General features: G+C 65.0%; 16 protein-coding genes and 1 tRNA gene. 9 read left to right on the top strand and 8 right to left on the bottom strand.

Annotated features, from left to right (window positions below; genetic code table 11):
• The first annotated feature begins 109 nt into the window (after nucleotides 1-109).
• The 6 genes from LMTR13_RS38230 (at nucleotide 110) to LMTR13_RS41470 (ending at nucleotide 6,910) form a co-directional block, all read left to right on the top strand.
• Nucleotides 110-1,789, top strand: coding sequence for an MFS transporter (locus LMTR13_RS38230; RefSeq protein ID WP_065732243.1), 1,680 nt, complete (start codon nucleotides 110-112; stop codon nucleotides 1,787-1,789).
• A 328-nt stretch (nucleotides 1,790-2,117) separates the two neighbouring features.
• Nucleotides 2,118-3,239 (top strand): TRAP transporter substrate-binding protein, encoded by a 1,122-nt coding sequence (locus tag LMTR13_RS38235; protein WP_065733321.1) that lies wholly within the window; start codon nucleotides 2,118-2,120, stop codon nucleotides 3,237-3,239.
• 114 nt (nucleotides 3,240-3,353) lie between these two features.
• Nucleotides 3,354-3,959, top strand: coding sequence for a TRAP transporter small permease subunit (locus tag LMTR13_RS38240; protein ID WP_065732244.1), 606 nt, complete (start codon nucleotides 3,354-3,356; stop codon nucleotides 3,957-3,959).
• Complete coding sequence (locus LMTR13_RS38245) at nucleotides 3,956-5,305, top strand: TRAP transporter large permease (protein WP_065732245.1); 1,350 nt, start codon at nucleotides 3,956-3,958, stop codon at nucleotides 5,303-5,305. Before LMTR13_RS38240 ends, LMTR13_RS38245 begins: the two co-directional genes overlap by 4 nt.
• A gap of 31 nt (nucleotides 5,306-5,336) precedes the next feature.
• Entirely contained in the window at nucleotides 5,337-6,740 is a 1,404-nt protein-coding gene (locus tag LMTR13_RS38250) for an amidase (RefSeq protein ID WP_065733322.1), read from the top strand.
• Nucleotides 6,737-6,910: a hypothetical protein gene (locus tag LMTR13_RS41470; protein ID WP_156795941.1), complete on the top strand. Its 174-nt coding sequence runs from the start codon at nucleotides 6,737-6,739 to the stop codon at nucleotides 6,908-6,910. The genes LMTR13_RS38250 and LMTR13_RS41470 overlap by 4 nt, the downstream gene beginning before the upstream one ends.
• Before the next feature lie 18 nt (nucleotides 6,911-6,928).
• Here the strand turns inward: LMTR13_RS41470 and LMTR13_RS38255 are convergent, their stop codons facing one another.
• Nucleotides 6,929-7,150, bottom strand: a complete 222-nt coding sequence (locus LMTR13_RS38255; RefSeq protein ID WP_065732246.1) for a hypothetical protein — start codon at nucleotides 7,148-7,150, stop codon at nucleotides 6,929-6,931.
• 237 nt (nucleotides 7,151-7,387) lie between these two features.
• Nucleotides 7,388-7,663, bottom strand: coding sequence for a hypothetical protein (locus LMTR13_RS38260; protein WP_065732247.1), 276 nt, complete (start codon nucleotides 7,661-7,663; stop codon nucleotides 7,388-7,390).
• A 207-nt stretch (nucleotides 7,664-7,870) separates the two neighbouring features.
• On the opposite strand from LMTR13_RS38260, the gene LMTR13_RS38265 reads away from it, so the two are divergent.
• Nucleotides 7,871-8,899: a polysaccharide deacetylase family protein gene (locus LMTR13_RS38265; RefSeq protein WP_065732248.1), complete on the top strand. Its 1,029-nt coding sequence runs from the start codon at nucleotides 7,871-7,873 to the stop codon at nucleotides 8,897-8,899.
• 74 nt (nucleotides 8,900-8,973) lie between these two features.
• Here LMTR13_RS38265 and LMTR13_RS38270 read toward each other — a convergent pair whose 3' ends face one another.
• The 6 genes from LMTR13_RS38270 to LMTR13_RS38295 all read right to left on the bottom strand — a co-directional run bounded on the left by LMTR13_RS38270 (nucleotide 8,974) and on the right by LMTR13_RS38295 (nucleotide 15,255).
• Nucleotides 8,974-9,420 (bottom strand): hypothetical protein, encoded by a 447-nt coding sequence (locus LMTR13_RS38270; RefSeq protein ID WP_065732249.1) that lies wholly within the window; start codon nucleotides 9,418-9,420, stop codon nucleotides 8,974-8,976.
• A gap of 111 nt (nucleotides 9,421-9,531) precedes the next feature.
• A complete protein-coding gene (locus LMTR13_RS38275) occupies nucleotides 9,532-11,058 on the bottom strand; it encodes a hypothetical protein (protein ID WP_065732250.1) in 1,527 nt (508 codons plus the stop codon).
• A gap of 164 nt (nucleotides 11,059-11,222) precedes the next feature.
• Nucleotides 11,223-11,298: transfer RNA gene (locus LMTR13_RS38280), tRNA-Thr, on the bottom strand.
• Between the two features lie 95 nt (nucleotides 11,299-11,393).
• On the bottom strand, nucleotides 11,394-13,160 hold the full coding sequence (locus tag LMTR13_RS38285; protein WP_065732251.1) for a heme biosynthesis HemY N-terminal domain-containing protein: 1,767 nt from the start codon (nucleotides 13,158-13,160) through the stop codon (nucleotides 11,394-11,396).
• A gap of 8 nt (nucleotides 13,161-13,168) precedes the next feature.
• On the bottom strand, nucleotides 13,169-14,389 hold the full coding sequence (locus LMTR13_RS38290; RefSeq protein WP_065732252.1) for a COG4223 family protein: 1,221 nt from the start codon (nucleotides 14,387-14,389) through the stop codon (nucleotides 13,169-13,171).
• Between the two features lie 110 nt (nucleotides 14,390-14,499).
• Nucleotides 14,500-15,255, bottom strand: coding sequence for a uroporphyrinogen-III synthase (locus tag LMTR13_RS38295; protein ID WP_065732253.1), 756 nt, complete (start codon nucleotides 15,253-15,255; stop codon nucleotides 14,500-14,502).
• 132 nt (nucleotides 15,256-15,387) lie between these two features.
• Between LMTR13_RS38295 and tsaD the strand changes: the two genes are divergently transcribed.
• Both tsaD and LMTR13_RS38305 read left to right on the top strand, forming a co-directional pair.
• On the top strand, nucleotides 15,388-16,461 hold the full coding sequence (tsaD, locus tag LMTR13_RS38300; protein WP_065733323.1) for a tRNA (adenosine(37)-N6)-threonylcarbamoyltransferase complex transferase subunit TsaD: 1,074 nt from the start codon (nucleotides 15,388-15,390) through the stop codon (nucleotides 16,459-16,461).
• A 1-nt stretch (nucleotide 16,462) separates the two neighbouring features.
• Nucleotides 16,463-17,443, top strand: a complete 981-nt coding sequence (locus tag LMTR13_RS38305; RefSeq protein WP_065732254.1) for an NAD(P)H-dependent glycerol-3-phosphate dehydrogenase — start codon at nucleotides 16,463-16,465, stop codon at nucleotides 17,441-17,443.
• Nucleotides 17,444-17,445 lie beyond the last annotated feature (2 nt).

Consider the following 17,445-nt stretch of genomic DNA (forward strand, 5'->3'; position numbering starts at 1 on the left):
GCCATCCTCATAGCGACCTAACTACTGGACAGAGCACGGTTTTCGCGGGCATCTGGGACAGCCTGCAGGAATCATCGTCCAGTCATTAGCAGCCCAACCGGAACCGGATATGACCGAACCTCCGAAGCGCTCCGACAGTATCACCGCACCACTGCGGCACGCGGTGTTTCGGCGCATCTGGCTCGCGAGCCTGTTGTCGAATCTCGGCATCCTGATCCAGGGCGTAGGCGCCGCCTGGGCAATGACGCAGATGACCTCTTCCGCCGACAAGGTTGCGCTGGTGCAGACCGCCTTGATGCTGCCGGTCATGCTGATCTCGATGCCCGCCGGGGCCATCGCCGACATGCACGATCGCCGCATCGTCGCGCTGGTCTCGCTCGGGATTGCGCTGGTTGGCGCAACCGCGCTGACCGTGCTGGCTTGGCTCGGCCTGGTTACACCGAATATCCTCCTGGCGCTGTGCTTCGTCGTCGGCAGCGGCATGGCGCTGTTCGGGCCGGCCTGGCAGGCCTCGGTGAGCGAGCAGGTGCCGGCGGAAACGCTGCCGGCGGCAGTCGCGCTCAACGGCATCAGCTACAACATTGCGCGCAGCTTCGGGCCGGCGATCGGCGGCATCGTCGTTGCTACCGCCGGCGCCGTGGCGGCGTTTGCCGTCAATGCCGTGCTGTATCTGCCGTTGATGGTGGTGCTGTTTCTGTGGAATCGCGCCAACGAGCCGTCGCGCCTGCCGCGCGAGCGGCTCAACCGCGCCATGGTCTCCGGCGTGCGCTACATCACCAATTCGCCGTCGATCAAGATCGTGCTGACGCGCACGCTGGTCACCGGCATCATAGGCGGCTCGGTCTCGGCGCTGATGCCGCTGGTCGCCCGCGATCTGCTGCATGGCGGCGCACAAACCTACGGCATCATGCTCGGGGCTTTCGGCATGGGCGCGGTGTTCGGCGCGCTCAATATCGGCGAGGTGCGCCGGCGCATGAGCGGCGAAGCCGCGGTGCGCGCCTGCGCGATATCGATGGCAGGCGCGATCGCGGCGGTCGCCCTGAGCACCAACGCGGTCCTGACGGCGATTGCGCTCGTGCTGGCCGGCGCGGTGTGGATGCTGGCGGTCGCCCTGTTCAATATCGGCGTGCAGCTTTCAGCGCCGCGCTGGGTTGCTGGCCGCTCGCTGGCGGCTTTCCAGGCATCGATCGCCGGCGGCATTGCGGTGGGAAGTTGGGGCTGGGGACACCTCACCGACCTCGCCGGCGTGGAGATCGCCCTCCTGGTTTCGGCTGGGCTGATGCTGATCTCGCCCCTGCTCGGCATCTGGCTTCGCATGCCGCCGGTCGGCGCGCGCAACGAGGATGCCACCGAACTGCTTGCCGATCCCGAGGTGCGGCTGTCGCTCACGGGGCGCAGCGGACCGCTGGTGGTCGAAATCGAGTATCGCGTCGCGCAGGACAATGCACGCGCATTTCACAATGTGATGCAGGAAGTGCAGCTCAGCCGCCAGCGCAACGGCGCCTATGGCTGGTCGATCGCGCGCGACATCGGCGATCCCGAACTGTGGACCGAGCGCTACCATTGCCCGACCTGGCTCGATTATCTGCGCCAGCGTAACCGTGCGACGCAGTCCGAGCGCGCCCTGCACCAGCGCGCGATCGATTTTCATCTCGGGCCGGAGCCGATCCGGGTCCGCCGCATGCTGGAGCGGCCGTTCGGCTCGGTCCGCTGGAAGGAAGATACCCCCGACCGCGCCGCCAACGAGGTCTTGCCGGTGGTCGCAACCGCAGCAGGCAGCAGCACCTGACCCATCGTTAAGCATGACGCGACGCGGCTATTGGGCGCAGCGTGGCGCGGGAATAATCAGCCAAACCCGATCCAGCGTACCGCCGACACCGCGCCAGCGATTTCCTGCGACTAAAGTGCAAGATGACGGTGTGCTTTCGTTCCGCTGACCGCGCGAAAGCGCGGCTCGCTTCGCGGCTGCGAAATAACACCGTTGCTGTGCCGCTTGCGCGATTCTATCGAGCCCGCGCACTTCCCGCTTGCCAAAATGCCGCGCAAGCCTTTGACTTGTCGTCGAGACAAACAAGCCTGCGGCGACAGTGGGCGACCATCTCAACCGGGAGGAACTCATGAGCAAGCGTAGCGATACAAAAACGACGCGGCGCCGTTTTCTGACGGCCGCGGCCGCCGGCGGTGCGGCGATTGCGATGCCACAAGTCAGCCGGGCCCAGACGGCTACCCTGAAGATGCAGGGCTCGTGGGGCAAGGCCGACGTCTTCAACGAGATGGCCGAAGATTATGTGAAGCGCGTCAACGAGATGGCGGGCGGCCGGTTGCGCATCGACTATCTGGTGGGCGGCTCGGTCGTGCACCCGTTCCAGGTATTCGACGGCGTGCATGGCGGCCAGATCGACGCGGCCCATACGGTCACCGTCTACTGGTACGGCAAGCACAAGGCAGCATCGCTGTTCGGCACCGGGCCGGTGTTCGGCTTCAATGCCAACGAAGGCCTTGGCTGGATTCACAATGGCGGTGGCAAGGAGCTCTTCGAAGAACTCCAGACCCAGATCATGAAGGTCAACATCAAGAGCTTCTTCGCGATGCCGATGCCGACCCAGCCGCTCGGCTGGTTCAAGAAGCCGATCACGAGCGATGCCGACCTGAAGGGGCTCAAGTACCGCACGGTGGGTCTGGCCGCCGACCTCTTCCAGGCGATGGGCGCCTCTGTCGCGCAACTGCCGGGCGGCGAAATCGTGCCGGCCATGGAGCGCGGCGTGATCGACGGATTCGAGTTCAACAACCCGACGTCGGACCGCCGGTTCGGCGCACAGGACGTCGCCAAGTACTACATGATGGGCAGCCATCACCAGGCGACGGAATATTTCGAGATCATGTTCAACAAGACCAAGTTCAACGCGCTGCCCGCCGAGCACAAGGCCATTCTGCAGTATGCAGCGGAGGCCGCGTCATCGGCCAACGAATGGAAAGGCATGGACTACTACTCCAAGGACCTTCAGGAACTGATCAGCAAGGACAAGGTCAACGTCCTGCGGACGCCGAAATCGGTGTTCGATGCGCAGATCAAGGCATGGGACGGCCTGATCGCCCAACTCGGTTCCGATCCGTTCATGAAGAAGGTGATGGACTCGCAGAAGGCATGGGTGCGTCGCGTCGTCTATTACAACATGTACAACTCGACGGACTACCGCGGTGCCTTCGAGCATCAATTCCCGGGCGTGCTCAAGGTCTGACAGCTTTCGCGGCGCATCACGGACGCTGTATGAATAAAGGGCGGCGTATTGAAGCGCCGCCCGGCCAGGAATTGGGGGCATTCAGATGTGCTACTCGCCGCGAGTTCGGCTCGCATGAGAAAGTTTCTTTTTTTCATCGATGAACTCAGCACCTGGGTCGGCAAAGCGTTCGCCTGGCTGATCCTCGTCCTCACGCTCGGCGTCAGCTACGAGGTGTTCATGCGCTATGTGCTGCGGGCGCCGACCACCTGGGCATTCGACATCAGCTACATCACCTATGGCGCGATGTTCCTGATGGCCGGCGCCTATACGCTCTCGCGCAACGGCCATGTACGGGCCGACGTGGTTTACCGGCTGTGGTCGCCGCGCACCCAGGCGACGATGGACCTCGTGCTCTACATTCTGTTCTTCCTGCCGGCGATTGCGGCATTGATGTATTCGGGCTGGAATTATGCCGACATGTCGGTGCGCTTCCGCGAAGTGAGCATCTTCAGTCCGGCCGGCGTGCCGGTGTTTCCGCTGAAGGCGCTGATCCCGGTCACAGGCTTTCTCCTGTTTCTGCAAGGCTTCGCTGAAATCATCCGCTGCATACTGTGCATCCGCACCGGCCAATGGCCGCAACGCCTGCACGACGTCGAGGAGACCGAAAGCCTGATTATCCGCGAGCGTCAACAGCACCAGGCTGCGGTGGAGACGAGCGAGAAGGGAGCCGGCGCATGACCGACCCTCAACTCGGCATGCTGATGCTGGGGCTTTTCATCTTCATCATCATGCTCGGCTTCCCGATCGCCTTCACGCTGATGGCGATGGGCGTCTCGTTCGGCTACTACGCGTACTACACGCCCGGTCAGGAGTTCTTTCAGAACCGGATCTTCACGCTGCTGGTGCAGAAGACGTTCGAGGTCACGTCGAGCGACGTGCTGGTGGCGGTTCCGTTGTTCCTGTTCATGGGCTACCTGATCGAACGCGCAAACATTCTCGACCGCCTGTTTCACTCGCTGCAACTGTCGATGAAGAACGTGCCGGGCGCGCTGGCCGTGGCCACACTGATCACCTGCGCAATGTTCGCAACCGCCACCGGCATCGTCGGTGCCGTCGTCACGCTGATGGGCCTCTTGGCCTTGCCGGCGATGCTGCGGGCAGGTTACGACACCAAGCTGTCGGCAGGCGTGGTCTGCGCCGGCGGCTGCCTCGGCATCCTGATCCCTCCTAGCATTCTCCTGATCGTCTATGCGGCCACCGCCGGCGTTTCGGCGGTCAAGCTTTATGCGGCCGCGTTCTTCCCGGGATTCATGCTGGCCATGTTCTACATCCTCTATGCAATGGGTCGTGCGATCTTCAATCCCGCGCTCGCGCCGAAGCTGCCGCCCGAGCAGACCAACGTGCCTATCGGCACGGTGATCTGGGCGCTCGCCACATCGTTCCTGCCGTTGGCGCTGCTTATTGTGTCGGTGCTCGGTGCGATCCTGTTCGGTTTGGCGACGCCGTCCGAAGCGGCGGCGGTAGGCGCCCTCATGAGCATCGTTCTTGCCGCCGCCTATCGTTCGCTCAACTACACGATGATGCGTGAATCGGTGTATCTGACCGTGCGAGCGACCGCGATGGTCTGTTACCTGTTCATCGGGTCGTGGACGTTTTCGGCGGTGTTTGCCGTCCTGGGCGGACAGACGGTCGTCGAACAATTCTTCACCTCGTTGAATCTGTCGCCGATGCAGTTCCTGCTGCTGACCCAGGCCATCATCTTCCTGCTCGGCTGGCCACTGGAATGGACCGAGATCATCATCATCTTCGTGCCGATCTTCCTGCCGCTGCTCCCCCAGTACGGCATCGATCCAATCTTTTTCGGCATCCTGGTAGCATTGAACACACAGACAGCGTTCAATACGCCGCCCGTCGCGATGGCCGCCTTCTATTTGAAGGGCGTGGCGCCACCGCAAGTGAAGCTCACCGACATCTTCTCCGGCGCGCTTCCCTTTGTCGGCCTGGTCTTCTTCACCATGGCACTGGTCTACATCTTCCCGGAAATTGCGTTGTGGCTGCCCAGCTATCTCTACGGATCGCGGTGAGCCGGCCCGGTAAAGCGCTGAAAGGGTGCGCATGAGTCTCAATGCGCTGGGGCTTGCGGAAGCGGCGGCCGGCATCCGCGACGGCCGGCTCGGTTCGGCGGAACTCGTCGCCGACTGCCTGAAACGCATCGACGAGGTCGATCGCGACATCGAAGCGTGGGCATTCCTCGATCGCGACTACGCGATGCGGCAGGCCGAGGCCGCCGACGACCATCGCAAACAGGGCAAGGCCACGGGCCCGCTGCATGGCGTACCGGTGGGCATCAAGGATATCTTCGATACCGGCGACATGCCGACGGAATTCGGATCAAGCCTGTGGGCGGGACGCACGCCGCGCCGCGATGCGATGGCCGTGGCGCGCCTGCGCGCGGCAGGAGCCGTGATCCTCGGCAAGACGGTGACGACCGAATATGCCTATTTCAATCCCGGCAAGACCCGAAATCCGCATAACCCGGACCACACGCCGGGCGGATCGTCGTCGGGCTCCGCCGCGGCTGTCGCAGCGCTGATGGTGCCGGGCGCCATCGGCTCGCAGACCAACGGCTCCGTGATCCGTCCCGCCGCGTTCTGCGGAGTTGTCGGCTTCAAGCCGACACACGGTCTCATTCCGCGGGGCGGCGCGCTACTGCTTTCGCGGGCACTCGATCATGTCGGCGTGTTTGCGCGCTCGGTCGACGATGTAGCGCTGCTGGCACAGACGCTGGCGGGTTTCGACGAGGAAGATCCGGACACGCGTCCCCTTGCCTGTCCCCCCTTTGTCGAAATGGCGGCAAGCGAGCCGCCATTGTCGCCGCGGTTCGCTTTCGTCCGCTCGCCCGCCTGGAAGCATGCCGAGAACGTGACCACGGAAGCATTTGCCGAACTGGTGGAAGCGCTGGGCGAGCAAATTTCAGAGGTCGAGATCGGCCCGAGTTTCGACCGCGCCATCGACATGCACCGCACCGTGATGGAGGTGGAGATGGCGCACAACCTGCATCGTGATTTCGAGCAGGGCGGCGAGTCCCTGAGCAAGGTGCTGCGCGCATTGATCGAGCGCGGCCGAACGGTGCCGGCCGTCGAGTATACGCGCGCCTTGGCCGGCAGCACGTCGCTCAACACGGCGCTCGACGGTGTGTTTGACGAATACGACGCGATTCTGACCCCGGCCGCGCCGGGCCCTGCCCCACGCGGCCTCGACAGCACCGGAAATCCGGCGTTCTGCAGCATATGGACTTATCTCGGCACGCCGGCGATGACGCTGCCGCTGCTGCAATCGGAAAGCGGCCTGCCCATTGGCGTGCAATTGGTCGGACGCCGCGGCAACGATGCGCGGCTCCTGCGGACGGCCAACTGGCTGGTCAAAACTCTCGGAAAGCGCGGCCGCGGCAGAGCGACGCCTGCGAAGACCAGTGCCAAGACCAATGCGCGTCGCGTGAAAACAAGGAGCGACAGATGACGAATTTGATCACCGGGCTGATCGGCGTTGCCGGCGTCTGCGCATTTCTCGGCATCCTGCTCTGGTGGATCAAGGCGGCGCCGCTGATCATCATCTGCGTGTTGGTGATGGCGCTGCTGATTTACGACTTCTATCAATCGCTCCGCGCCAACGGGAACGGCACGACATAAGCCGCGAGGGCGCAGCCTCTACTGTCCGTGGCTCGCCAGCATCTGTTGGCAACGCTTGCTGATCTTGGCGCGGTTCTGCTTCAGGCAGGCCAGCACCACCTGGTCGCCATCCTGCATGTGCGCCCGGCAGTACCGCGAGACGTCCCGCGAGCAGGCGTCGTGCCCCTTCTGCCGGTCCTGCTGGGCCGACGCGGCTGACGTGATCAAAACCAGGGGAATGACGAAAAGGATCTTGGTCATTTTGCTTTGCCTTTACACCGGTAGAACGCAATCAGCGCGTTCTATCGCGTTTTCGAGCGGTGTGGACACCGTTTCGCATCAGGAAAACGCGTCAAAACGGGAATCGGGCGCCGAAAACCGGACGGCAACGCAATTGTGAAGGGGAAATCGCGCAACAGGCGCTTAGCGATCTCCTGAAACCGGGAAACGCCGCGTCGCGCCGCCGCAAGCGTTCCCAGGGGAGCCGAAGTGGGCCGACTATTGCGCGGCGAACTTGCCCTTCTTCGCCGCGAGATCGCGATCCATCACGGTGCGGCAGCCCGCGCTGAGGTCGGCGCGATGCTTGATCATGCAGGCGGTGATCTTCGGAATATTCGGGATTTCCGAGCTGCAGAGGCGGAATGCGTCGCCGGTGCACATCTGCTGCTGCTCAGAGGTGAAGGCGAAGCTCGCGGTCGACGAAGCGGCGGCGAAAGCGGTCAAGACCAGCACTAGACTGACCTTGCGAACGGCATTGAAGAACACTGCGGTCATTGTCGGCTCCTGTTGGCTCGGCAGGCGAGCCCGTTGTTGATGGCAGGAGCATGCGCCCGGAACCGCGGGGGCGACTGTGACTGACCTCACTCGCACATAAGGCCCTCATTTTCCTGTCCTAACTGGCGCTTGTTCGCGAGACGTTAAGAAATTGTTGGCATTAATGGCCCGTTGCGTGTGTACCCCGAGTATGTGGAAAGAGTAGCGATGCGTAATGCGTTGGGCCTGATGCTGGCCAGTGTAGTGACGGCGCTGGCGATCACCGGCGTTTGGTTCTGGACCTCCTCGCCGCGCCCCGACGCGGCTGCTCCCCAAACCGTTGCCGCCCGCGCGGCCGAGCCGCTGCCGGCGCCTGCCGCAGCCAGGCCCGGGCCAAAGGACGACGTCGAGATCACGGCATCGCTCTCGAAGCCTGCCCCCGCGCCGGTTCCAGTGCCGCAGCCGGTGCGACCGGCCTGCGCCAATCCCGACGCGCTCGGCGTCAGCCGTACCGTCGTAATCGATACCACCGGCGGCCCCGGTTTTGGCTTCCTGCAATACAAGCAGTTCGACTTCCTGACCGACAAAGAAGTCGTGCTCACCTTCGACGACGGCCCGTGGCCGACCACGCCCGCCGTGCTCAAGGCGCTATCGGATGAATGCACCAAGGCCGTGTTCTTCCCGGTCGGCAAGCACACGACCTATCATCCGGAGATTCTCAAGCAGGTCGCGGCCGCCGGCCACACCGTCGGCTCGCATACCTGGTCGCACGCCCATCTCGACAGCAAGAAGCTGACCGAAGCGCAGGTCAAGGAAGAGATCGAGAAGGGCTTTAGCGCGGTGAAGATGGCGCTGGGGACGGCGCCCGCGCCGTTCTTCCGCTTCCCGGGGCTCGCGCACACACAGCCGGCGCTTGGCTATCTCGCCTCGCGCAACATCTCGATGTTTTCCGTTGATGTCGATTCCAACGACTTCAGATCATCGGGTCCCGACCACGTCATCCAGAATGTCATGACGAAGCTCGACAAGCAGGGCAAGGGCGTGATCCTGATGCACGATCTGCAGAAGAGCACGGCGCAAGCCTTGCCGACGCTGCTGCGCCGCCTGAAAGCGGGCGGCTACAAGGTGGTGCAGATGCGGGCCAAGGAGCAGCTCGAAACCCTGCCCGAATACGATGCGATGCTGGTCAAGGACCAGAAGATGCCGGCGGTCGCCAGCCGCCCGATCAGCAGCGTGGTGCAGACGGTTTCGCAGTAGGCCGACAGGCTCGAGTGTCATTCAACAACAGCGCGCCCTCGGAATAGTCCCGAGGGCGCTTTGCTTTGGCAATGTTACCAGTAGATGCCGTGGCGATGCAGTTCGCGGACGATGCGCGCTTCGAGCCAGTGGTGCCTGCGGCGCGGCTTCATGCTCCTGGACATTGACGCCGTTCTCCGAAATGCGGGCCTCGCGGGCGCGGCGTTCACGGACGCAGCCGCGGCGGGCCGATACACCCTGGCCGCCTTGGGCCTCGCCGCCGCGGCCTTGTTCGTGTCAGCCCTGGGTGTCTCAGCCTTCGGTGCTTCAGTCTTCGGCGCCTCAGTCTTGGGCTCGATCGCCGGCCGCTCGACATATTTCGGCGGTTCCGGTGGGGCTTCGGCGGTTTTCGGCGCATCGACGGCCTTCGCGGGCGCTGAAGCGCGCGGCGACTCGATGCCACCCAGCGATAAGCTCCGATCCCCAGCCTGAGCCGCGGCGGATGCCAGAACGAAGCCTGCGATGAGAATGAGTTTGCGCATGTTGGTGTCTCCCCTTGAGGTCGACGCGGAGACTAGGCCGGGCAGGCGGCTCTTTATGTGAGACAAGTCACGCAAGACATGTACCGGTCGCCCGGCGATCTATCGACGCGCCTAGGACCGGGTCTGATCCACCCGCCGCAGGATCTCGATCCCCATGATATTCTTCACCAAGATATAGGATTTCAGGAGTTGGGAGAGTTCGGGGTCGGCAGCGGCCCAACTACCCCAGTCGCTATTCTGGTTGTCGATCACAAGAACGTCGGGCGGTTGCTTCCTGAAATCCTCGATCAGGCCGGCGCGCTCGCGCGCCACGTAGCCCGCGAGGCGGTCCGCCGTCGCCTGATCGATGGTCCCATCCCGGAGCGCCCGACCAACGACTTCCCGAACCCAAAGCGCCTGCTGACGCGAGACCCATGTCCCCCCAAGCTCGCGAACCGTCGGATGACCGATGTCGTTCGCCGCACTCAGCATCAGGATCTTCGGCCGCGGCCCTATCGGGGTGACCTCCTTCCGGACGACCCGCGTATCGATGCTCGTGGCGAACCGGAGGCATCCGTTTGCGAAGATAAGCGCGACGAGCAACATCGCGCCAACGCGAAGCCGGCGCGATCCCGCCTGCCCATCGCCGCCGGCCGCGACCGCCCAACCTGCGGCCAGTAATCCGAGCGCGACCATCGGATAGGCGTGATATCCCCATCCCTTGGCCTGCACGAAAAACGAGACCGCGAAGCCGAGCGATCCGGCCATCATCACCAGCGCCACCGTGTCCGCCTTCTGCCGCCGGATTTGCAACGCCAGCGTGACCGTGATCGCCAGCAGCCACAGCGTTGTTGCTGATGTCGGCAGAATGGAGAGGAGCGGTAAGTTCGCCAGCAGATAGACGTCGCGCACCAGCGGATAGATGAGCGTAAAATACTCCGGATAGAACGCGACGATGCAGAGCGCATGGATCACAACAAAGGCTGCGGCGATCCAGTTCTCCGGCGCGAACAGCACCCGCCAGTCTCGCGCTTGCGCGGCTGCAGTCAGAATGCAAAAGCCGACCGCAAAGACGAAATACGGCTTGAAGCTCATGGTTGTCGCCGCGCACAGGCCGGCGATCAGGATCGCCGACAGCGCAACCCGCTCGCCATTGGCGCGCAGGATGTAGACCGCAAGCGCCGGCAGCAGCGCCACCAGCGCCAAGTGTTCGCGCTGGCCGAAATCATACATCGGCAAAATGGTCAGCAGTGCGGCCGCCCATACAGCAGCCACGCCACCGGCACGCTCGCGCAACGAGGAGAAACGCAAGGCCCGCCATGTCAGCGCCAGCGACGCCGCGATTAATAGAAAGATCAGCCCGTTGGTCACGACCTCAGGCCGCATGTGAATCGCGCGTGCAACGACGACGCCGAGCATATAGACCGATCCCGCCATCGGCGGATTGGTCTCGAGGATGTCGACATACAAACGCTGGCCGTCGAGCATGCGCTCGCAGATGGTCAACCACCAGCTTACATCGACGTTGAAGGGCAAAATCCCTCGCAGCATGATCGCCACCATGAAGACGGCGACGACGGCATGCAGGGGAGTCACGGCCCAGGCTCCCTGGCGGGCGGTTTCGTCCCCCGGAAGGCTCAGGCCGACATTGAGCGACATGCAAGATCCTGCTGAAAAGTGTGCAGGCAAGCTAGAAGGGGCCAGTTAATAAGAGATTTCGGGGGGGGGGGGGGTGGATACGCGCTTGCCAAGCACATGGCTATGAAGCTGAAGGCGGCGATCGGCTGAAAGGTAGCGCTCCGGCGAGCCCGCCGAAAAAGGCGTGGTGCCGCAAACAGGACTCGAACCTGTGACCCCGTCATTACGAATGACGTGCTCTACCAACTGAGCTATTGCGGCGGACCGAAGCGGCGTCCGGGCGTTGGCCGCGAACGCCCGCACCTGATATCGGGCAGAGCTCCGATTGGCAAGAAAAACGCTAGGGCCCCGAAACGCTAGCTTCCGCCCCAGCGTGACAAAAATCCCCGCCAGCCGCCGGCTTGCGCCTTGGGCGGGGCGATTTGTTCCGCGAATTCGTCCGCTGGGCCGTCCACGTCGATACCGGGGTCGTCCGGGGCCCGAACCAGCGGGATCACGGCCGGAATCGGGGCCGGAACGGCCCTCGGAATGTCCTTCCGCGAACGGAACAGGGGAGCCGGCTGGCTCGGCGCCGGTTCGGACGGCTTGGGCGGGGCTGGCTCCGGCGTCGGAACAGGGGCCGCCTCGGAACGGGTCGCCTCGGCGGGGGCCTCTTCAGTCACCACAGCCGAAGGCGGCACATTGTCCTGCGCGGCGGGCGGCGCCGGTGTGGTGGGGGCTGAGGGCTCGGCGGGCTGCTCGTCCACGGCCTCAGGCGGCGCAATCACCACGGCGCGGCGCGGCGTCGCCAGCATGGCTTCCTCGAATGGCGAGGATTCGATTGCGGCCCCCTTGTCGGAGGGCAGCGCTGCGACCGGCGTCTGCCACTGGAACGCATCGAGCCGCCCGGTGACCGGAGACACCGGCCGCCAGCGGTCGCTGACATAGCCATCCGCGGTCCAGGCCGGATCGTGCAGCGCGCGCACCGCGCGCAAGGTCCACGCGCGCGCGCGGCCACTATCGCCATGCTCGGTGCGCTCGAGCTCTGCCATCAGCAGCGCGACGCGCTGCGTCGGCTGAGCGATGAAGGGCGCCAGCGCCTCGCGCGCCTTGGCAAATTCGGAGGCGTCGATCGCGGCGCGCGCAATGGCCAGCGCGCCCTCGATATGGCCGGGCGCTTTCGCGGCAAGCGTCTCGACCCGCACCAGCCGTTGGCGTGCGGAATCCCCGAGCTTCACATGCGCGTAGGCATCGGCCAGATCAGGATGCGGCTGCGCCAGCCACGCCGTCTCGACGAGGCGCATCGAGCGTCGTACCTGGTGCGCTTCGCTCTCGAACTTGCTCGCCAGCACCGCGGCGGGCACCAGCGTCGGCGCCAGCTTGACCGCTTCCATCACGCTCTCGCGCGCCAGGTCGCGATCGACCTTTTCAAGCTCGAGCGCGCGTGCAGTGAGGAGCACGCCGCGCTGCCGGCGATAGGTCGCCTTGTCGATCAGCCCGGCCGATTGATTGTTGTCGAGGATTTTCAGCGCGCCGGCCCAGTCGCCCTTGGCGCAGCAGAACCCGAGCACGGCGTGCGATGCCCATGACGACGACGGCGACAGTTTCAGCGCTTCCTCGGCGAGCATGACGGCGGCGACGGGATCGTCGGCGCGCTGCGCCTCGATGAAGAGGCCGCGCAGGCCCAACAGCCGCGTGTCTTCACGCTCGGCCATGGCGCGGAAGGCGCGCTGCGCGCCCTCGCGGTCGCCGTCGAGCTGCGCCGATTGCGCGTGCAGCAGCAACGCCAGTGGATCGTGCGCCGCATGCTTTCGCGCCGCGTCCGCGTGGATGCGGGCAGCCGTGGAATCGCCATGGCCGATCGCCAGCAGACCTTGCGTGATCGCCTGCCGGCCGCGGGCGTGACGCCGTTCGCGCCGGTTGCGGCGGATACGCTCCGGCGTGCGCCACAGGCCGCGCAGGATCGCCCACGCTATCATCGCCGCAACGATGACGATGCCGAGCGCCAGCACGAACACCGGCAGCGTGGTCTGCACGCGATAGCCGCCCCACGACAGCACGACATCGCCGGTCTGCTCGGCAATCCAGGCCGCGCCCGCGGCGCCGAGCGCGATCAACAGCAGAAACAGAATGATACGGATCATTGAAATCCTTACTGCGCCGGTTTGGCGAGCACAGCCATGGCCTCAGTCGCAAATTGACGGGATGCGGCCAGCGCGTCGTCGCGCGCATCGGCCCGCTCAAGCCACTCTTGCGCCGCGGCGCGATCGGCCGGCTCCAGCGTCTTCAGTTCCCGCCGCGCCTCGTTGAAATCATTGCGCAGCGTAGCCGCCGTGATCCGCGCCACCACGGCGCCGCGATCGGTGCCGGCGGTATCGGTGCGTTCGATCTTGACCAGTTTGGCGGCGCCCGCCTGCAGACGGTCGACGATGCCGGTGCCGGTGGTGGCGGCGCTCTGTTGGGCCGGCAACAGTTTTGGCACCAACGCCAACAGTTCCGTGCTCAGCTTGCCGGCGTTGGGCACGCCCTTCTCGGCAAATTGATCGAGCGGCTTCAGCGCCTCGGAATTGGGCGCCAGCGCCTTGGCTGCGGCGAGCGCCGTCGGATAGGGATCGCCGATCCGAACCAGCACATCGAGCAGCGCTGCCGACACCACGCGGCGCAGCGGCATATCATCCGCGGGCTTGGCGTCGGCCGTCGCGTCGGCGATCTTGCTACCTTGTTGCGCGATCTCGGCGCTCTGCGCCCGCATCTGGCTCTCGATCTTGGCGATGCGATCGGCGAAAGCGGCGAGATCGGGCGACACGGTGCCGTCGCCACGCGGCGCCGACTTCACCTCGTCGAGTGCGGATGCCAGCTTCTCGCCTTGCGCGCGCACCGTGGCGAGCTCGCCGCGCAGCGTCGCGACGGATTTTTCCAGGGCGTCGGTGCGCGCAGCCGCGGTGGGATCGGCCACGGGCTTGCCGATCCTCGATTCGAGGCCGGCGACACGCGCGGTCAAACCGTCAATGACGGCGGCGTTGAGCTGCGCGGTCTGCGACACCGAGGCGGGCTGAACCGCGGGCCAGCCCAGCAGCCAGCCGACGCCGATAACCAGCGCCGCCGCGACCGCGCCGGAAACCGGTGCGACAATCCAGGGTGAGACAGGCCGGGACAGTGGCTCCGCAACCCGTGACTCCTCAACGGGAGACTCCTCAACCGGCGCTTGGGCGATCTCGGGCGCCGGTTCAGTCGAGGGGTCGGACGGCGCCTCGCTAGAACTCCTGGTCTCGCTCGATACTTCGCTGGCATCGAGATCGATGGTCGGCGGCTCACGCTTCGGCCGGCCCGAATCGGGCAGCGATCCAGTGTCTTCGGGCCTGTCATCGACCATCACAGCGGTTCCCTTGAATGGTTAGGTGCCGGAACTTAGCAGAATCGAACCGTCTTAGAGCATGATCCGGCCGTGGCGGCACCGGTTTTCCGATAAGACCATGATCAGACTTAAAGATTAGAACCCGATCGGACCTGCAACGCCCGATCCAGCGCCTCGAACAGGCCGTTTTCGTCCGGAGAAGCCGCTACCGTGACCTGGGTCGCCCCGGCGTCCCGCAGCACCGCGGCGACGCCGGCCGAAATGCAGCATTGCGGCAGCGCCAGTGCCGAGATTTCGACGCCGCCGGAGCGCGCCGCCTCCAGAAACGCACGCGCGCTGCGCCGTGAGTAATGCAGCACGGCCTCGACCTCCTGCGCCACGAAAGCGTCACAGACATCCCGCGGCAGGCTGGGTACGGGTACCATCCGATACGTCGTACGCGTCACCACGGTAAAACCCTTTTCGCCGAGTTCGCCGGCAAGGTCGCGCGCGAGATCGGCGCCGGCAAGGTACAGGATCGGGCTCGCTTTCTTCAGTTGCTTCGACTTCGCGCTCGCGAGCACCAGATCGCGCAACGCGCCGGCGTCGCCCTTCGAGACGATTACCTCGCCGAACCCGGTTTCCCGCGCCACGGCCGCGGTAGTTTCTCCGACCGCGAACAGCGGCAGCTTCAGGAGCCGGCTCTTGACAAGATGCGGCGCGATGGCGCGCAGTGCGTTGGCGCTGGTGACGATGACGGCGCCACAGGTCGCGTCCGCGTCATCCTGGAACGGCACCGGCTCGAACCGCAGCATCGGCGCGCGCAGCACGTCGAAACCCCGCGTGCGGAGGGCCTTCGCCGTCGTCTCATCATCCGGACTTGGTCGCGTCACGAGAACGGCCATATTTCAGATCTCCGCCAAACCGATTTCGGCATGCCCAGGCGATTGCACGTTGCGACCTCGTAATGCTACCCGGTTACGGAAGCGTTGTTTTTGGCGATAGCGCAAGGATTCAAATTGGACAACGACAAGCCGATGCTGGTGTTGGGTATCGAGACCACCTGCGATGAAACCGCAGCGGCGGTGGTCGAGCGCCAGCGTGACAGCAGCGGCAGGATCCTGTCCAACATCGTGCGCTCGCAGACCTCCGAGCACGCCCGTTTCGGCGGCGTGGTGCCGGAAATCGCGGCGCGCGCCCATGTCGACCTGCTCGATGGCATCGTCGGCCAGGCGATGAAAGACGCGAATGTCGGCTTTGCGCAACTCTCGGCCGTGGCGGCTGCCGCGGGTCCAGGCCTGATCGGCGGGGTGATCGTCGGGCTCACCACCGCCAAGGCGATTGCGATGGTGCATGACACGCCGCTGATTGCAGTCAATCATCTCGAAGCGCACGCGCTGACGCCGCGGCTCACTTGCGCGCTCGCCTTTCCCTATTGCCTGTTCCTCGCCTCCGGCGGGCACACCCAGATCGTCGCCGTGGTCGGCGTCGGCAAATATGTGCGGCTCGGTACTACCGTTGATGACGCGATGGGGGAAGCCTTCGACAAGGTCGCAAAGATGTTGTCGCTGCCCTATCCGGGCGGACCGGAGGTCGAGCGCGCGGCGGGTAGCGGCGATGCCAAACGTTTCGCCTTTCCGCGGCCGATGCTCGGACGACCGGATGCGAATTTCTCGCTGTCGGGATTGAAGACCGCAGTTCGTAACGAGGCCAACCGCTTGACGCCGCTGGAGCCGCAGGACGTCAGCGACCTCTGCGCCAGCTTCCAGGCCGCCGTGCTGGAATCGACCGCGGACCGGCTGAGCGTGGGCTTGAGACTGTTTCACGAGCAATTCGGCCCGCCCCGCGCTTTGGTCGCCGCTGGCGGCGTCGCGGCCAACCACGCCATTCGCGGGGCGCTACAGGATGTCGCCTCGAAGGCGCAGACCACGCTGATCATTCCGCCGCCCGCGCTGTGCACGGATAACGGCGCCATGATCGCCTGGGCCGGCGCGGAGCGGATGGCGCTCGGGCTGACCGATACGATGGATGCACCGCCCCGCGCGCGCTGGCTGCTCGACGCCAACGCAACCGCGCCGGCCGGCTTCGCCAACACCCGCGCAGGATTCTGACATGACGTCCTTCAATTCCGTCGCGGTGATCGGCGCCGGCGCCTATGGCACCGCGCTCGCCTGCGCCGCGGTGCGCGCCGGCCGCAAGGTCGTACTCTATGCGCGAAGCGCCGAAAGCGCCGCGCAGATGCAGACGACGCGAATGAATCCAAAGCTAGCCGGCGTGAGCCTCGACGCGAGTATCGACGTCACAGCCGACATCGTTGCAGCGGCGCGCGCGGACATCGTCCTGCTTGCGACGCCCGCGCAAAATTTGCGCGAAGCCGCGATGACACTTGCGCCGCACCTCGAATCGAAGACACCCGCCGTCGCCTGTGCCAAGGGCATCGAGCGCGGCACCCACCGGTTCATGACCGAGATCATCGCCGAGACCATGCCGAATGCAATCCCTGCAATCCTGTCGGGACCGAACTTCGCCGACGACGTCGCGCGAGGCCTTCCGACCGCCGTGACGCTTGCGGCAAGGGATGAAAAGCTGGCGAGCGATCTGGTGCAGGCGCTGGGCTCGTCCACCTTCCGGCCCTACCACACCACCGATGTCCGCGGCGTCGAAATTGGCGGAGCGGCCAAGAACGTGCTGGCGATCGCGGCCGGCATCGTGGTCGGCCGACAGCTCGGCGCCTCGGCGCTGGCCGCGCTGACCACGCGCGGCTTCAGCGAACTCGCGCGCCTCGGCCGCGCCTGCGGCGCGCGCAGCGAAACGCTGGCGGGCCTGTCGGGGCTCGGCGATCTGATCCTGAGCTGCTCCAGTCCGCAGTCCCGCAATTTGACATTCGGCGTCGCGCTTGGGCGCGGCGAGCCGCCGAACCGCGACAAGCTCGCCGAAGGCGAATTTACCGCGCCGGTCCTGATCGAACTGGCAGCTTCGCAGAACGTCGATATGCCGGTATCAAATGCCGTCGCGGCGATCCTCGGCGGCAAGGTGACGATCGACGCGGCGATCGAGGGCCTGCTGACGCGGCGGTTCAAGGCGGAGGAATGACG

The sequence above is a fragment of the Bradyrhizobium icense genome, from assembly GCF_001693385.1.
Taxonomy (GTDB): domain Bacteria; phylum Pseudomonadota; class Alphaproteobacteria; order Rhizobiales; family Xanthobacteraceae; genus Bradyrhizobium; species Bradyrhizobium icense.

Excerpts from the sequence above, each read along its gene's own strand:
- LMTR13_RS38230 (WP_065732243.1), top strand. The coding sequence starts at position 110 with ATGACCGAACCTCCGAAGCGCTCCGACAGTATCACCGCACCACTGCGG.
- LMTR13_RS38235 (WP_065733321.1), top strand. The coding sequence starts at position 2,118 with ATGAGCAAGCGTAGCGATACAAAAACGACGCGGCGCCGTTTTCTGACG.
- LMTR13_RS38240 (WP_065732244.1), top strand. The coding sequence starts at position 3,354 with ATGAGAAAGTTTCTTTTTTTCATCGATGAACTCAGCACCTGGGTCGGC.
- LMTR13_RS38245 (WP_065732245.1), top strand. The coding sequence starts at position 3,956 with ATGACCGACCCTCAACTCGGCATGCTGATGCTGGGGCTTTTCATCTTC.
- LMTR13_RS38250 (WP_065733322.1), top strand. The coding sequence starts at position 5,337 with ATGAGTCTCAATGCGCTGGGGCTTGCGGAAGCGGCGGCCGGCATCCGC.
- LMTR13_RS41470 (WP_156795941.1), top strand. The coding sequence starts at position 6,737 with ATGACGAATTTGATCACCGGGCTGATCGGCGTTGCCGGCGTCTGCGCA.
- LMTR13_RS38255 (WP_065732246.1), bottom strand. The coding sequence starts at position 7,150 with ATGACCAAGATCCTTTTCGTCATTCCCCTGGTTTTGATCACGTCAGCC.
- LMTR13_RS38260 (WP_065732247.1), bottom strand. The coding sequence starts at position 7,663 with ATGACCGCAGTGTTCTTCAATGCCGTTCGCAAGGTCAGTCTAGTGCTG.
- LMTR13_RS38265 (WP_065732248.1), top strand. The coding sequence starts at position 7,871 with ATGCGTAATGCGTTGGGCCTGATGCTGGCCAGTGTAGTGACGGCGCTG.
- LMTR13_RS38270 (WP_065732249.1), bottom strand. The coding sequence starts at position 9,420 with ATGCGCAAACTCATTCTCATCGCAGGCTTCGTTCTGGCATCCGCCGCG.
- LMTR13_RS38275 (WP_065732250.1), bottom strand. The coding sequence starts at position 11,058 with ATGTCGCTCAATGTCGGCCTGAGCCTTCCGGGGGACGAAACCGCCCGC.
- LMTR13_RS38285 (WP_065732251.1), bottom strand. The coding sequence starts at position 13,160 with ATGATCCGTATCATTCTGTTTCTGCTGTTGATCGCGCTCGGCGCCGCG.
- LMTR13_RS38290 (WP_065732252.1), bottom strand. The coding sequence starts at position 14,389 with ATGGTCGATGACAGGCCCGAAGACACTGGATCGCTGCCCGATTCGGGC.
- LMTR13_RS38295 (WP_065732253.1), bottom strand. The coding sequence starts at position 15,255 with ATGGCCGTTCTCGTGACGCGACCAAGTCCGGATGATGAGACGACGGCG.
- tsaD (WP_065733323.1), top strand. The coding sequence starts at position 15,388 with ATGCTGGTGTTGGGTATCGAGACCACCTGCGATGAAACCGCAGCGGCG.
- LMTR13_RS38305 (WP_065732254.1), top strand. The coding sequence starts at position 16,463 with ATGACGTCCTTCAATTCCGTCGCGGTGATCGGCGCCGGCGCCTATGGC.